Raw genomic sequence first — 14,372 nt, forward strand, 5'->3', positions numbered from 1 at the left:
TTCACGCCACGCACCGCCGCGAGGCCCGAATGGCCCCGGGCCGAAGGCTCGCGGTCGCGGCGCGCGAACCCTGCACAGGAGCACCCCGGCGCTCGACGCCCCAGGCCGCGCGGCGCGCGGCCTAGGAAGTGACCCGCGCGCCCCCGCGCCAGCCAGGAACCGACCCCCTCGTCCGCGCTGCGTGGCGAGAACGGTCGGGAATGTCTTGACGCCGGCGCAAGTAGGCCCACACAGTTCTTTCAAAGAATTTTGAAACTTTCATGAGCCACGCAAGCGACATGCATCGCCAGGCGGAGCTGCTCGCGGCGGACGCGATCGGCGACGTCATCGAGCACTGGGGCTTCCGCCGGGTGCTCGGGCGGATCTGGACCGTCCTGTTCATCGAGGGCGGAGCCCTCTCCGCCGCCGAGATCGGCGAGCGGCTGCAGGTTTCCTCCGGCGCAATGAGTATGTCGCTGACAGAATTGCAAAGGTGGGGTGTAGTACGAAGGGTATGGAAACCGGGAGAGCGGAAGGAGTTCTTCGAGGCCGAGACGGACTTCTGGAAGATGATTTCCAAAGTGTTCGCCGAGCGCGAGCGGCTGATCGCCGACTCCGTGAGGGAGCGCCTCGAGCGGGCTTCGGCGCTGCTCGAGGGCCTGCCTCCCACCGACGCCGCCCGGTTCAGCCTCGATCGGGTGGAGCGGCTCCTCTCGTTCGTGATCGTCGCGCAGGCGGCGCTCGACGGGTTCATCAAGAGCAGGACCGTGGATTTCTCGCGGTTCGGGGATCTGGTCCGGTTCCCCATCCGCGCCGTGCGTTCCCGGCGAGGCGCCTAGCGGGACCGTGATTTCGGAGAGCTCGGCCGTCACGGGGGGCCCCGCGCGGTGCGGGGCGCAGCGTGCGCTCGTGCTTCCAGGTGGAGATGGGATGACTGCGACTACAACGTTTACTGGGACGGTCCAGCGGAGCGATGTCGTCTCGAGCCTCGGAGGCATGTGCGCTGGGCGAGGGCTCGACGCGCTCGCCGCGCGCCTCGCGGAGCTGAGGCGCCTGCTCGACGGGGACCTCGGCGACATCGAGCGCGAGATCGAGAAGGTCGGGCTGGACGGCGAGACGCCGGCGCACCGGAGCGCTCGGCACTTGCTCGGCCTGAACGGCAAGCGGCTGCGGCCCATCTGCGTCGCGCTGGCCTCCCACATCGGGAGCGGCTTCAACGACGCCGCGCGGACGTTCGCGGTCGCGGTCGAGCTCGTCCACAACGCGACGCTGCTGCACGACGATGTCGTCGACCTCGGCGACCGCCGGCGCGGCGCGGACGCGGCGCGGGTCATCTACGGCAACGCCGCCTCGATCTTCGGCGGCGACTACCTCCTGCTCGACGCGCTCTCCAAGATCCAGGCGGTCGGCATGACCGACGTGCTCGAGCGGGTGCTCCTCGTGATCAAGGAGATGGTCGTGGCCGAGGCGCTCCAGCTCGCGTCGCGGGGCCGCGTGCGCACGAGCACGAGCGAGTACTTCCAGATCGTCGACGGCAAGACGGCGTCGCTGTTCCGCTGGGCGATGTTCGCAGGCGCGCGCGCGGGCGGCGTGAGCGAGCCGCTCTGCAAGGCGCTCGAGAGCTTCGGGACGAGCCTCGGGGTCGCGTTCCAGCTCGTCGACGATGTCCTCGACTTCGCCGGCGACCCGGAGGCGACCGGCAAGGCGCTGCTCACGGACCTGCGCGAGGGCAAGATGACGTACCCGCTGCTCCTCGCCATGGAGCGCGACCGCGAGCTCACGCCCGCCCTCGAGGCGCACTGCGCGTCGGAGGACACGGCCGTCGAGCCGGAGCTCGGCCGGCGCATCGCGCGGATCATGGTCGAGGAGCGCGTCGTGGACGACTGCCTGGAGCTCGCGTCCCGGCTCTGCGGGGACGCGGTGCGGAGCATCGAGCCGCTCCCGGAGAGCCCGGCGAAGGCGGCGCTGGAGGGGGTCGCGATGTCGACGCCCCGGCGGAAGCGGTGAGCGGCGATGACGAACCCCTTGATGCGGTGCGCGGAGCGCGCGCGCCGCTCGCGAGCGCGCGCGGCGCGCGGAGACACCCGATGAGCCAACACGTGTCCAGCCGGATCAGCGGCTTCTACAAGCGGTGCCTCGAGGAGCGGCTCCGCGCGATCCAGGCGCTCGGTCTGCTCGACGAGGAGGCGCTCGCGCACCTCGCCAGCGGGGGCGGGCTGCCGACGGCGGTGGCCGATCGGATGTGCGAGAACGTCATCGCGACGCACGCGCTCCCGCTCGGCCTGGCGCTGAACTTCCGCGTGAACGAGCGCGACGTGCTGGTGCCGATGGCGGTGGAGGAGCCGAGCGTCATCGCCGCCGCGTCGAACGCGGCGCGCATGGTCCGGCGGTCGGGCGGCTTCTCCGGCGAGGCGGACCCGCCGATCATGACCGCCCAGGTCCAGCTCGACGACGTGCCGGACGCGGAGGCGGCCGCGGCCCGGCTGGAGGCGGCCCGCGCGAGCCTGCTCGCGTCCGGGGACGCGGCCATCCCCAGGATGGTGGCGCGCGGCGGCGGCTGCCGCGATCTGGAGGTGCGCGTCCTCTCGGCGGAGCTCGGCGTGCTCGTCGTGCACCTCTATGTCGAGGTCGGCGACGCCATGGGCGCGAACCTGGTCGACACCGTCGCAGAGGCGGTGGCGCCGCTCGTGCAGCGCATCGCCGGCGGGACGCTGGGCCTGCGGATCCTCTCGAACCTGACCGTCCGCCGACTCGTCCGGGTGACGGCCACCGTGACGGACGACGCGATCGGGGGCGCGGACGTGGCGAGCGGCATCGCGCGGGCGAGCCGCTTCGCGGAGCTCGATCCGTACCGGGCGACGACCCACAACAAGGGCTTCATGAACGGGCTCGACGCGGCGGCCGTGGCGCTCGGGCAGGACTTCCGCGCCATCGAGGCGGGCGCGCACGCCTACGCGGCGATCGGCGGCCGGTACCGGCCGCTCAGCACGTGGGAGCGCATCCCGGGCGGGCTCGTGGGGCGGGCGGAGCTGCCGCTCGCCGTCGGCACGGTGGGCGGCGCGACCGAGGTGCACGCCGGCGTGCGCGCGGCGCTGCAGCTCGTCGGCGCGAAGAGCGCGCGCGAGCTCGCGGTGGTGCTGGCGTCCGTCGGGCTGGCGTCCAACCTGGCGGCGCTGCGCGCGCTCGCGAGCGAGGGCATCCAGCGAGGCCACATGCGGCTCCACGAGCGGAAGCGCGCGATCGGCGGCACGTCGACGGCGGGCGGGGAGTCCGCCGCGCCGCCGTCCGGCGAAGGCAAGCGGTTCGCCGCAGAGCGCGCCGAGGCGCCGCGCGCGGTGCACCAGGCGGGGGGCGGGACATGAGCGAGGCGAGCCAGGATCAGGCGCCGCGCGGCGGGCGCCGCTTCGGCACGGGCGAGATGTTCGACGGCATCGCGGAGCGGTACGACCTTTTGAACCGCGTCATCTCGCTGGGGCTCGATCAGGGCTGGCGGCGGCGCGCGGTGCGCTCGCTCGAGCTCTCGCCCGGCGCGACGGTGCTCGATCTCGCGACCGGCACCGCCGATCTCGCGATCGCGATCGCGCGGGCGCACGAGGTGAAGGTCATCGGGGTCGATCCGTCGCAGGGGATGCTCGGCGTCGGCCGCCGGAAGGTGGAGGCCGCGGGGCTCGCCGGGCGGGTCGAGCTCGAGGTCGGCGACGCGCAGCAGCTCCAGCTCGGCGACGCGAGCGTCGACGCGATCTCGATGGCGTTCGGGATCCGCAACGTCCCGGATCGCGCGCGGGCGCTCCGCGAGATGGCGCGCGTCACGCGGCCCGGGGGGCGCATCGCGATCCTCGAGCTCAGCGAGCCGCGCAGCGGGCTCATGGGCAAGCTCGCGCGCTTCCACATCCACACGGTCGTCCCGTACGTGGGCGGCGCGATCTCCGGCAAGGACGAGTACCGGTACCTGCAGGACTCGATCGCGAGGTTCCCGCCGCCGGACGAGTTCGCGGAGCTGATGCGCGGCGCGGGGCTGCGCGTGCTCCGCGTGGAGCCGCTCACGATGGGCGTCGTGTGCCTCTTCGTCGCGACGCCCGAGGGGGCCTGAGGTGCGCGCCAGAGAGGGCCTAGGGGGGCGGTGATGGGCGGGTCGAACCTCCACTCTGCCTGGGCGCAGCTGTTCGTCCGCGCGCTCGCGCAGGCCGGGGTGCGCGACCTGGTCCTCTGCCCCGGCTCGCGCTCCACGCCGCTCGCGATCGCGGCGATGGAGAGCGAGGAGGTGCGCTGCCACAGCGTCGTCGACGAGCGCACCGCCGCGTTCTTCGCGCTCGGGCAGGCGCGCGTCACCGGCCGGCCCAGCGTCTTCGTCTGCACCTCGGGCACCGCCGGCGCGCACGCGCTCCCGGCGATCATCGAGGCGCACCAGAGCTTCACCCCGTTCATCGCGATCACGGCCGACCGCCCGTGGGAGCTCGCCGACGCCGCGGCCGCGCAGACCATCGATCAGACCAAGCTCTTCGGCGACCACGTCCGTCACTTCGCCGAGCTCGGGCTGCCGGATCCGTCGCCCCTCGCGTTGCGCGCGGTGACGCGCATCGCGGCCCAGGCGGTCACGCGCGCGCTGTCGCCGACGCCGGGCCCGGTCCACATCAACGCGCGCTTCCGCAAGCCGCTCGAGCCTGTCGACGCGGCCGGGCCCGAGCCATGGCAGGCAGAGTGGGAGGCGCTGATGCGCCGCGCCGGCACGCGGGTCGTGTCGGCCCGCGCCGGGGTCGATGGGCGCGCGATCGAGGAGCTCGCCGCGCGCTGCGCGCGCGCGGAGCGGGGGCTCATCGTTTGCGGCCCCGCCGAGAGCCGAGAGGACGACGCGCGCGCGCGCCGCGCTGTGCTCGCGCTCTCGCGCGCGACAGGCTTCCCGGTGCTCGCCGAGGGCACGAGCCAGATCTGCTTCGGCGGCCTCACCGACGGCGTCGTGATGCCGGCGTCGTTCGATTCGTTCCTCCGCGCGCCCGAGTTCCGCGCGGCGAACGCGCCCGACCTCATCCTCGAGCTCGGCGCCCCGCCGACGTCGGCCGGCTACGCGACCTACATCGCCGAGCACACGAGCGCCCGCCGCGTCGTCGTCTCTGCGCACGGCTGGAACGACCCGACGAGCGCCGCGGCTGCCCTCGTCATGGGTGAGCCCGTGGAGGTGTGTGAGGCGCTCGCGGCGCGCCTCGCCGGGGCGGCGCTGAGCCTGGGGCGCGGGCGGCGGGACTGGGCCGCGACGTTCGCGCGCGCCGGCGAGATCGCGGCGGCGCACGCCGCGCGGGCCTGCGCCGGGGAGGAGCTGACGGAGGGCGCCGTCGCCCGGATGGTGGCCAGCGCGTGCCCTGCGGGCTCGCTGCTCGCGATCGGCAACAGCATGCCGGTGCGCGACCTCGACACGTACTGCCCGCCGTCGGCGCGCGCGCTGCGCGTGCTGCACCAGCGCGGGGCGAGCGGGATCGACGGCCTCGTGTCGGCGGCGGCGGGCGCGCGCGTGGCGGCCGCCGCGCCGGTCACGTTGCTGCTCGGCGATCTCAGCCTGCTGCACGATCTGACCGGGCTGCTCCTCGCCGCGAAGGCGGCGGGCGACGGCCGAGCGCCGCTCGTCATCGTGGTGGTCCAGAACGACGGCGGCCGCATCTTCGAGCACCTCCCCATCGCAAGGCGCGGCGCCGAGCTGCTCGAGCGGTGCTTCACGATGCCGCAGCACCTCGATTTCGCGCCCGCGGCGGCGATGTTCGGGCTCGCCTACGAGCGCGCCGGCACCGCCGGGGATCTCGCCCGCGCGCTCGCCGCGGGGTACCAGCGGGCGGGCGCGACGCTGATCGAGGCGGTGGTGCCGCCCCACGACGGCGCCGCCCGCGTGGCGCGGCTCTGGTCCGACGTTCGTCGCGACGTCGCGGCCCTGGGCAGCGCGCCGGCCGCGGACGGCGCGGCGGCCGATCTGCAGACTCCATGAGCGGCGCGCGCGCCGAGAACCCCGAGCTTGCCGAGAGGGATCCACGATCATGAGCCAGGTCAACGCGAACACGAGTCCGGCACCCGACGACGTCGCGCGCGGCGCGTCCGGCGAGGGCGCCGCGCAGCGCGGGGGCGCTCGCGCCGCCGCGAGGGCGCGCGGGCTCCGCGAGCCGGGGAGGGGAGCGTGAGCGCCGCGGCGGCGCATCGGGCGACGGGCGTGGCGGGCGCGGCGGCCGCGGGCGGGGTGCGCCCCGGCTCGCTCCGGGCGTGGCTCCTCGCGTGCCGGCCGGCGACGCTCACCGCTGCGCTCGCGCCGGTGATGGTCGGGACCGCCGTCGCCTACGCGCTCGGCGGGATGCGGCTCGGCCCCGCGCTCTCGGCGCTCGCGGGCGCGATGCTCATCCAGATCGCGACGAACTTCGCGAACGACGTCTTCGATCACGAGAAGGGCGCCGACACGCACGAGCGGCTCGGCCCCACGCGCGCCGTGCAGGCGGGGCTGCTCACCCCGCGCCAGGTGCGCGCCGGGCTGCTCGTCACGATCGCGCTCACGCTGCCGTTCGGGGTGTACCTGGCGTTCGTGGGCGGGTGGCCCATCGTGGTGATCGGCGTCGTCTCGATCCTCGCTGGTGTCGCGTACACCGGGGGGCCGTACCCGCTCGGCTATCACGGCCTCGGCGACCTCTTCGTGTTCGTGTTCTTCGGCCTCGTCGCCGTCTGCGGTACGGCGTTCGTCCAGCTCGGCTCGGTCCCGCCGCTCGCGTGGGCCGCGGCCGTGCCGATCGGCGCCATCGCCACCGCCGTGCTCGTCGTCAACAACATCCGCGATCGCGAGACGGACGTCGTCGCCGGCAAGCGCACGCTCGCCGTCCGGCTCGGGCGCCGCGCGGGCGTCATCGAATACGCGATGCTCTTCGCCGCCGCCTACGCGGTGCCGGTCGCGCTCGCCGTCGGCGAAGGCCGGCGGTGGACGCTCCTCGTGCTCGCGACGTTCCCTCGCGCGGTGCGCCTGCTCCGGGTGCTGGCGACGACCGACGGCCGGCCGCTCAACGACTGCCTCGCCGGGACGGCGAAGCTGCTGCTCGCCTACGCGCTGCTCTTCTCGCTCGGCCTCGCGGCCCAGCTGTAGGGATCATGCGCGTCGTCGATGCCCGCCTCGTGTCCCGGATCCTCGATGGCGCGCGCCGCGGCCTCGTGCTGTCGCTCACCGACGACGAGGGGCGCGTCGGCCTGGGTGAGGCCACGCCGCTCCCCGGCTTCTCACCCGACACGGCCGACGAGGACCAGCGCGCGCTCGCCGAGCTGCCGGGGGCGCTCGGTGCGATCGAGCTGCCGGCCGAGGGCGCTCCGCCGACGGCGACGGTGTCCGCGCTTCTGCGCGCGCTCGCGCCGCTGTCATCGCGGCTGCGCGATCTCCCGGCGGCGCGCTTCGCCCTGGAGACGGCGCTGCTCGATCTGCTGGGCCAGCGCCTCGGCCTCTCGATGTCGGCGTGCCTCGGCGGACAAGGGCGCTACGCCGAGGTCCAGGTCAACGGGCTGCTCGCGACCTCGGTGCCGCTGCCGGAGATGCTCGAGCGCGCCCGCGCGCTCGTCGTGCGCGGCGTCCGCGCGATCAAGGTGAAGCTCCGCTCGCGCGGGGAGGACGGCTTCGCGCGCGACCTCGAGGCGCTGCGCGCGCTGCGGCGGGAGCACCCGGGCGTCGAGCTCCGGCTCGACGCGAACGCGGCGTGGTCGCTCGACGAGGCGCCCCGTCGGCTCGCGCTCCTCGCGCCGCTCGGCCCGCGCTTCGTCGAGCAGCCTGTCGCGCCGGAGCTCCTCCACCACCTCGGCGCGCGCGAGGTCCCGTGGGCGGCCGACGAGTCGCTCGCGGTCGAGGGCATGCCGGAGCGCCTGCTCGAAGCGGAAGGCTGCGCTGCGTTCATCCTGAAGCCCGCGATGCTCGGCCTGCTGCGCGCGCATTCGCTCGGCTGCCGGGCGCAGGCGCGCGGCCTCGACGCCGTGGTGACGCACCTCTTCGACGGGCCCATCGCGCTCGCCGCCTCGTGTGAGCTCGCGCTCGCCTTGCCGCGCGCGCCGCTCGCGTGCGGCCTCGACGCGCACGCCGGCCTGGAGGCGTGGCCCGCGATCCGGATCCCGCAGCTCCGCGAGGGCGGCCTGGTCGCGGCCAGCGATCAGCCCGGCCTCGGCATCCGGCCATGGACGGGCTGAGCCTCCTCGATGCTGTGCGCGATCCCGAGATCGCCTCTCGGACCGCGATCGTCCTCGGCGGCGCCGAGGACGACGCGCAGCGCGCGATCGACGTCCCCGCCCTCGGCGTCGGCCCCGGCGGCGCCCTCCGCTTCGGCGAGCTGGCGCCCGCGGTCGCGGCCGTATCCGGCCGGCTCGCCCGGGCGGGGATAGGGCAGGGAGCCCGCGTGGCGCTCGTCGCCCCGAACGCGCTCGGGACCGTGGTCGTCCTCCACGCGCTGCTCGCGCTCGGCGCCGTGCTCGTCCCGATCCATCCACGTCTCACGGCCGGCGAGGCGGGCCTCCTGATCGACGACGCGCGCCCCGACCTCGTGCTGCGCGAGCCTGCGCTCGCCGCCCTGCTCGACGACGCCGCGCCGGAGATCGGCGCGCTCCGCGAGCGCGGGGCGCGCGCCGCCGAGGCCGCGCGCGTCCCTCCGCCGGACGCTTCCGGCGATCTCGCGATCGTCTACACCTCGGGCACCACCGGGCGTCCCAAGGGCGCGGTGCTCTCGCGCCGCGCGTTCCTCGCCGCCGCCGAGGGGAGCGCGGCCAACCTCGGCGTGCGCGACGACGATCGCTGGCTGCTCTGTCTTCCGCTCTGCCACGTCGGCGGCCTCTCGATCGTGACCCGCTGCTTGCTCGCGCGCCGCGCTGTCATCCTCGCGCCTCGCTTCGAGCCCGCCTCGGTGCTCGCCTCGATCGCCCGCGACCGCGCGACGCTGCTCTCCGTGGTGCCGACGATGCTGCTCGCGCTGCTGGAGGCCGATCGCGACAACGTCCTCGCCCGGCTCCGCGCGGTGCTCGTCGGCGGCGCGGGCGCTCCGGCGCGGGCGCTCGACGAGTGCGCGCGCCGCGGGGTCCCCGCGCTCACCACGTACGGCCTCACCGAGGCGTGCTCGCAGGTCACCGCGCAGCGCCCGCGCGATCCGCGCGCGACAGAGCCGGGCTCCGGCTCCCCGATCGCCGGCGTCGAGCTCCGCATCGAGGGCGCCGGCAGCGACGGCGTGGGCCGCATCGAGATCCGCGGCCCGGCGCTGTTCCGCGGCTACTACCGCGGCCCCGACCGGGCGCCGGAGCTCTCGGTCGACGGCGCCGGGTGGTTCGGCACCGGCGATCTCGGCGCGCTCGACGCCGCCGGGCGGCTGCACGTCGCGGCGCGCCGCAGCGATCTCATCGTGACCGGCGGAGAGAACGTCTACCCCGCCGAGGTGGAGCAGGTCCTCGCGTCCTGCGAGGGCGTCGCCGGCGCGGTGGTGTTCGGCGTTCCTGACGAGCGCTGGGGCCAGGTCGTCGCCGCGGCGATCGTCCCCGATCAGGCCTCGCCCTGCGAGGCGGGCGGCGCCGCGCCCTCCCCCGCATTGCTCGGCGATCTCGCGGCCGTCGTCGCGGCGCGGCTCGCCCCGCACAAGCGCCCGCGGCGCCTCTGCGCCGTCGCGGCGCTGCCGCTCACCGCGGCCGGCAAGCTCGATCGCGCGGGCGCGGCGGCGCAGCTCGCGGCCGCGCTCGCCCCGTTCCCGCCGCGCTAGCGCCCGGCGCGCCGTCCGGCGGCCGCCGCTCGGCGCGGCTAGGCGAGCGCGCTGCGCAGATCGTCCGGGAGCGGGCACGGCGTGAAGCGCGCGCCGTCGATGCACACGTGCACGGTCTGCCCGATGGCGGCGACCCGGCCCGCCGTCGTCACGCGGTAGCCCACCGTGAACGACGTGTCGCCGAGCTTCGGCGCGAGCACCTCGACCTCGATGGTGTCACCGAACCGGAGCGGCAGGAGGTAATCCGCCTCGGCGTGGACGAGCGGCAGCTTGATCGTGCCGCCCGCGATCATCGCAGGAAGGTCGATGCCTCGCTCCTTCAGCGCGATCATGTACGCGTCGCTGAAATACTCGAGGACCCGCGGATAGAAGACGATCCCGGCCGCGTCGACGTCCTGGAAGCGCACGGCGCGGCGCTCCACGGCGAGGCGCGGCGCGGTCTGCTTGAGCTCATCGACGCTGAACGCGCGCTTCATCGCGCCGCAGGGTAGCGCAGAGGCGCCGAGCGCGTCGCGAGGAGCGGGGTGCTCCGCCGCACCGCGGCGCCCTCCTTCTCCGGCTCTGACGCGGGCGGTCAGGTCTGACGCCGGCGCTTCATCGAGTCGTTCTGCTGTCCCTTTCTGCTCGCCGTCGTCCGTTTCGCGGTCCATGCTCGCCCGCGATGGCTGACCGACGTCCCGGCGGTCTCGGGGCCGGGTCCCGCAGGCTGCGTCGCGCCACCTCGAAGGATCGCGAGCGCCGCGCGATGCGATGCCTCGGGGAACGAGCGCCGCGTTCCCGCGGCGTGCTCGCGGCGCTCGCTTGCCTCCTCGCAGCGAGCTTCGCGGCCGCGTGCGAGTCGACGCCGGTATCGACCCCGACGCCGATGCCCTCTCAGAGCCCGCCGGTCGCCGCGCTGCCGCGGCCTGCGTTCGCGGAGACCTCGGCGCCGACCGGCGCGGCGCACGCGTCGAACCCGCTCGGCCTCCCCCCGTACCCGATCAAGCTCGAGCCAGGCCGCCGCGTGTTCACCTTCTCGGACCGGATGCTCGCCGGGGCCAAGCTCGGGTCCACGCTCGTGCTGTACGCGGCGACCGTGGTCGGCTTCGACGGCGACGATCTCATCGTCGAGGGGAGGGGGGGACCGTCGTACAAGGTTCACCCGGGCTACGTCATCCCCGTGCCCGACGCGCCCCGCCTCCGGCCCCACGACCCGCTGCTCACGGAGTGGAACGGCGTCATGAAGCACGCCGTCCTCACCCGCTTCGTGAAGGACAAGATCGAGGTCCGCTACACCGACATGGACCCGCGGACCCCGCTCGCGCAGCTCAAGGGCGTTCGCTTCGTCGTGCAGACCGCGGGGCTCGCCCCCGGCAACTTCGCCGCATGGAAGGACGGCGAGACGTGGCGCCACGTGCTGCTCGTGTCGCGGCTCGGCGGTCCTCCGGCCGAGCCGGGCGCCGTCCTGACGTCGCTGTCCAGCAGCTCCGCGCGGTGGTTTGCCCTCGGTTATGGCGGCGCCGCGCTGCTCGCCGACGAGTCGGCGCTCCGTCCGCTCCCCGTCAAGCCGAAGCTCAAGATCGGGGCGAGCGTCTGGGCCGAATGGGTCGGCGCGCTGCGCCCCGCCGTCGTGCAGAGCGCCGAGGAGACAGGCCTGTTCACGGTCAAGTTCGAGCGCGCCGGGCGGCCGGCCACGGTCGGCTGGGGGCTGCTCACACCGCCGCTCGATCCGTGAGCACGCGCCGGCGATCCGGAGCCGAGCAACGCCGCTTGCACGCCGCGCCGGTGCGCACGACGCTACGCGTTTTCGCCCGACATGGAGAGTGGTAAGCGCTGTAGTATGGATCTCAGGAGCGCATGGCTGGCGACGCGCCAGTGGGTCCCTTTCACCCTCAGGACAATGGCCTACGGCACAGTGTCTCTGACGCTGGGCCCCCTCACGCCGCAGCGCTCGGCGAGCCTCTGGGCGATGCGACGCTGGTGTCAGGCGAGCGCGCGAGGGCTGGATATCGAGATCCAGGCGAGCGGACTCGAGAACGTCCCTCCCGGGGTGTTCGTCTACTGCTCCAACCACCAGAGCCTTCTTGACATCCTGGCCCTCGGCGCCGTGCTGCCGGGCGATTTCAAGTGGGCCGCCAAGCGCTCCCTCATGAAGATCCCATTCCTCGGCTGGCACCTCCGGCTCGCGGGTCACGTGCCGGTCGATCGCACGGTCGGCTCCCGCGCCGCGGTCGAGGCGATCTCGCGGTTCGAGGCGGTGCTCAAGAGCGGCAAGCCGCTGCTCGTCTTCCCCGAGGGGACGCGGAGCGAGGACGGCATCCTCCGGCAGTTCAAGAACGGCGGCTTCTATGCAGCCGTCCGCGCCGGCGTGCCCGTGGTGCCGGTCGCCATCGACGGCACGCACCTCCTCATGAAGAAGGGCGCCCTCGACACCGGCGACGGCACCCTGCGGATCGTCCGCGTCCGGGTCGGCGCGCCGATCGCCGTGCGCCCCGACGGCCGCGAGGGCGCGCGGGTCAACGAGCTGCGCGAGCGCGCCCACGCCGCGGTGAGCGAGCTCCTCCGCTCGATCGGCGGTCGCGTCGAACCTCCGGCCGGCGCCGCGGCCGCGTCGGAGGCGCCGGCGAGCGGCGCCCGGACCGAGCAGGCGTCCGGCTGACGGGGCGACGCGCCGGCGGGGCGGATCAATCGCAGAGGCTGGGGAGCGCGTCGATCTCGGCGAACAGCTCGTCGTAGCCGTCGATGCGACGGCCGCCGTGCGCCTCATCGTCGAACCGGTAGAACACGCGCCGCGCGACCGGCGTCACGCCCCCGTTGTCGTAGGCCTCGGCGTCGGTCGCCGTGTTGCCGAAGGCCCACGCGGGCAGCATCTCCCTTCCGTCGAACAGCCGCTCCAGCTCCGCTGTCTTGTACTCCACGGCGCTGTCGCCCGTCGCGCCTGTCAGGCTCAGCGTGGTGTGCACGATGCCAGGCGGGAAGCCGTACGCCTCGAGGAAATCGCGCGTGCGCTGGACGAGCCACTCCGGCCGCGCGGTCAGGTACATCGGGCGATAGCCCTTCGACGCGAGCCGGTGGAGCGCCGCCGCGGCGTGCGCGTGCGCGTCGGGCAGCTCGCCGAGGAGCAGCGAGGTGAACTCCTCGGTCTCCGTGCCGGTGAGCGTCCCATCGACGTCGCTGACGAACATCGGCGTGCCCCGCGGGACGACCTCGATGAAGAGGTCGGTGCTCGAGAGGTCGCCGCGGACGACCAGGTGGACCCGGTGCCGGCCCGGACCGAGCCGCTGCGCCGCGGGGATCTCGAAGTAGACGCGGCCGCCGTCATCGCTGACCCCCTCGACCGCGCGGTGCGCCGAGTCCGCTTCCGTCGTGGTCGCCGAGCCGAGGCGCTCCCACGCGCCGCCGCAGCCGCGGAGCAGATAGATGTCGACCCGCTCGTCCTTCAGGTCCTTGTCCGTGATCCCGTAGGCGAACTTTCCGATGATCCACTGCGGGTCGTCCGGCGTCAGGTAGAGGTCGCGTCCGCGGTGGTTGGGGCTCCCAGCGCCGGCGATGAGGTACGAAGACGGGTGATTCCATGCGAGCTCCTCGCCCGGATCGGGCGGCGCCGCATCGCACGCCGGAGGTGGGTCGCAGGAGGCTCCCGGCGCCTCGCCGCCGCTCGAACCGCCGTCCTCGCCGCTCAGCGCGCCGCCGCCGCCATCGCCCTTGCCCCCGCCGCCATCGTCCTGGCCCCCGCCGCTGTCCTGGCCGTCGCCATCGCTGCCCCGGCCATCGTCATCACCTCCCTGGCCACCGCCCCCGCCTCCGCTCGACGTCCAATCGAGCGCCGCGTCGGCCGATCCGCAGCCGATCGCGAGCGCTGTTGTCGCCATGACAAGTAGGATCCTGGTCTGCATCGGGCCCGAGTGTGACCGAGTCGCCCCCGTTCGAACAGCGACCTCCGGTCGTCGAGGGCCTCCCGGCGGACCGCGCTCGCCCCTTGCGCGCTGGCTCGACTCCGGGCAATCGTAGCGCCCCCAACGATGCCCAAGCCCGATCCGAAGGTCTTGCTTCGCCACGCCGGTGGCTATCTCAAGGCGCACCCCGAGGAGCTCGCGAGGGCGCTCCGCGGCGCGCTCCGCCTGCGGTTCGGCGTCCCGATCGATGCGCTGCGCTATCTGGCGCGAGAGCTCAGCGGCGGCAAGCGCGCGCCGAAGGACATCGTGATCGAGGCCGCGCCCCCGGGCCTGCGCCTCGCCCTGACCGTGAAGATCATGGGCGCCCCGATCCGGGCCTCGTTCACGGCCTTCGCCGAGGAGCTCGACGTGCGCGCGGACGCGATCCAGGTCGGCCTGCGGATCGCCGACCTCAAGCTGCAGGTGATGGGCGACGAGGCCTCGCCGATCGCCGGGCTGATCGGCTCGGGGGCGATCGACCTGAACAAGCCGGGCGATCTCGTCTCCTTCATGCCCAAGCGGCCCGCCGCGCTGATCGACGCCAAGGGTGACAGGATTACCCTGGATCTCCTCAAAATCCCGGCCCTCAGCGGGAATCCGACGGTCGTGCGGGCGCTGCGCATCTGCGCGCCGGTGCTCGGTGTCCGTGCGCTCAAGACCAAGGATGACCACCTGGACGTGCACCTCAAGGCCACCCCCTCCGGGGTCGCCGCCGCGATCGCCGCGGTGCGCGCGGGCCTCTGAGGCTCTTTCC

14 protein-coding genes are annotated in these 14,372 nt (G+C 74.3%); 12 read left to right on the top strand and 2 right to left on the bottom strand.

What is annotated here, in order from left to right; translation table 11 throughout:
- Nucleotides 1-260 precede the first annotated feature (260 nt).
- The 9 genes from WMF44_RS16265 to WMF44_RS16305 all read left to right on the top strand — a co-directional run bounded on the left by WMF44_RS16265 (nucleotide 261) and on the right by WMF44_RS16305 (nucleotide 9,704).
- Nucleotides 261-818 carry a GbsR/MarR family transcriptional regulator gene (locus WMF44_RS16265; RefSeq protein ID WP_437300021.1) on the top strand — a complete coding sequence of 186 codons (558 nt, stop codon included), beginning with the start codon at nucleotides 261-263 and terminating at the stop codon, nucleotides 816-818.
- 91 nt (nucleotides 819-909) lie between these two features.
- Entirely contained in the window at nucleotides 910-1,986 is a 1,077-nt protein-coding gene (locus tag WMF44_RS16270) for a polyprenyl synthetase family protein (RefSeq protein ID WP_437300022.1), read from the top strand.
- Between the two features lie 80 nt (nucleotides 1,987-2,066).
- A complete protein-coding gene (locus WMF44_RS16275; protein WP_437300023.1) occupies nucleotides 2,067-3,341 on the top strand; it encodes a hydroxymethylglutaryl-CoA reductase, degradative in 1,275 nt (424 codons plus the stop codon).
- Nucleotides 3,338-4,069: a bifunctional demethylmenaquinone methyltransferase/2-methoxy-6-polyprenyl-1,4-benzoquinol methylase UbiE gene (gene ubiE / locus WMF44_RS16280; RefSeq protein WP_012235642.1), complete on the top strand. Its 732-nt coding sequence runs from the start codon at nucleotides 3,338-3,340 to the stop codon at nucleotides 4,067-4,069. The genes WMF44_RS16275 and ubiE overlap by 4 nt, the downstream gene beginning before the upstream one ends.
- A 33-nt stretch (nucleotides 4,070-4,102) precedes the next feature.
- On the top strand, nucleotides 4,103-5,947 hold the full coding sequence (gene menD / locus WMF44_RS16285; protein WP_437300024.1) for a 2-succinyl-5-enolpyruvyl-6-hydroxy-3-cyclohexene-1-carboxylic-acid synthase: 1,845 nt from the start codon (nucleotides 4,103-4,105) through the stop codon (nucleotides 5,945-5,947).
- 49 nt (nucleotides 5,948-5,996) lie between these two features.
- The gene (locus WMF44_RS16290) at nucleotides 5,997-6,137 is read left to right on the top strand and encodes a hypothetical protein (protein ID WP_437300025.1); all 141 of its coding nucleotides are present in this window, start codon (nucleotides 5,997-5,999) and stop codon (nucleotides 6,135-6,137) included.
- Between the two features lie 29 nt (nucleotides 6,138-6,166).
- Nucleotides 6,167-7,078: a 1,4-dihydroxy-2-naphthoate polyprenyltransferase gene (locus WMF44_RS16295; protein WP_437301569.1), complete on the top strand. Its 912-nt coding sequence runs from the start codon at nucleotides 6,167-6,169 to the stop codon at nucleotides 7,076-7,078.
- A 5-nt stretch (nucleotides 7,079-7,083) separates the two neighbouring features.
- Nucleotides 7,084-8,157, top strand: coding sequence for a mandelate racemase/muconate lactonizing enzyme family protein (locus tag WMF44_RS16300; protein WP_437300026.1), 1,074 nt, complete (start codon nucleotides 7,084-7,086; stop codon nucleotides 8,155-8,157).
- Nucleotides 8,145-9,704: a class I adenylate-forming enzyme family protein gene (locus WMF44_RS16305; protein WP_437300027.1), complete on the top strand. Its 1,560-nt coding sequence runs from the start codon at nucleotides 8,145-8,147 to the stop codon at nucleotides 9,702-9,704. Before WMF44_RS16300 ends, WMF44_RS16305 begins: the two co-directional genes overlap by 13 nt.
- 38 nt (nucleotides 9,705-9,742) lie before the next feature.
- On the opposite strand, the gene WMF44_RS16310 is transcribed toward WMF44_RS16305, so the two are convergent.
- A complete protein-coding gene (locus WMF44_RS16310) occupies nucleotides 9,743-10,180 on the bottom strand; it encodes an acyl-CoA thioesterase (RefSeq protein ID WP_437300028.1) in 438 nt (145 codons plus the stop codon).
- 389 nt (nucleotides 10,181-10,569) lie between these two features.
- On the opposite strand from WMF44_RS16310, the gene WMF44_RS16315 reads away from it, so the two are divergent.
- Together WMF44_RS16315 and WMF44_RS16320 are read left to right on the top strand one after the other, a co-directional pair.
- Complete coding sequence (locus WMF44_RS16315; RefSeq protein ID WP_437300029.1) at nucleotides 10,570-11,418, top strand: hypothetical protein; 849 nt, start codon at nucleotides 10,570-10,572, stop codon at nucleotides 11,416-11,418.
- A 234-nt stretch (nucleotides 11,419-11,652) separates the two neighbouring features.
- On the top strand, nucleotides 11,653-12,342 hold the full coding sequence (locus WMF44_RS16320; RefSeq protein ID WP_437300030.1) for a lysophospholipid acyltransferase family protein: 690 nt from the start codon (nucleotides 11,653-11,655) through the stop codon (nucleotides 12,340-12,342).
- Nucleotides 12,343-12,367: 25 nt separating this feature from the next.
- Here the strand turns inward: WMF44_RS16320 and WMF44_RS16325 are convergent, their stop codons facing one another.
- The gene (locus WMF44_RS16325; protein WP_437300031.1) at nucleotides 12,368-13,555 is read right to left on the bottom strand and encodes a lipin/Ned1/Smp2 family protein; all 1,188 of its coding nucleotides are present in this window, start codon (nucleotides 13,553-13,555) and stop codon (nucleotides 12,368-12,370) included.
- A gap of 150 nt (nucleotides 13,556-13,705) precedes the next feature.
- Here WMF44_RS16325 and WMF44_RS16330 point away from each other — a divergent pair, with 150 nt between their 5' ends.
- Complete coding sequence (locus WMF44_RS16330) at nucleotides 13,706-14,362, top strand: hypothetical protein (RefSeq protein ID WP_437300032.1); 657 nt, start codon at nucleotides 13,706-13,708, stop codon at nucleotides 14,360-14,362.
- Nucleotides 14,363-14,372: the final 10 nt, after the last annotated feature.

Origin of the sequence: Sorangium sp. So ce426, assembly GCF_051475585.1 — a bacterium.
Lineage (GTDB): Bacteria > Myxococcota_A > Polyangia > Polyangiales > Polyangiaceae > Sorangium > Sorangium cellulosum_B.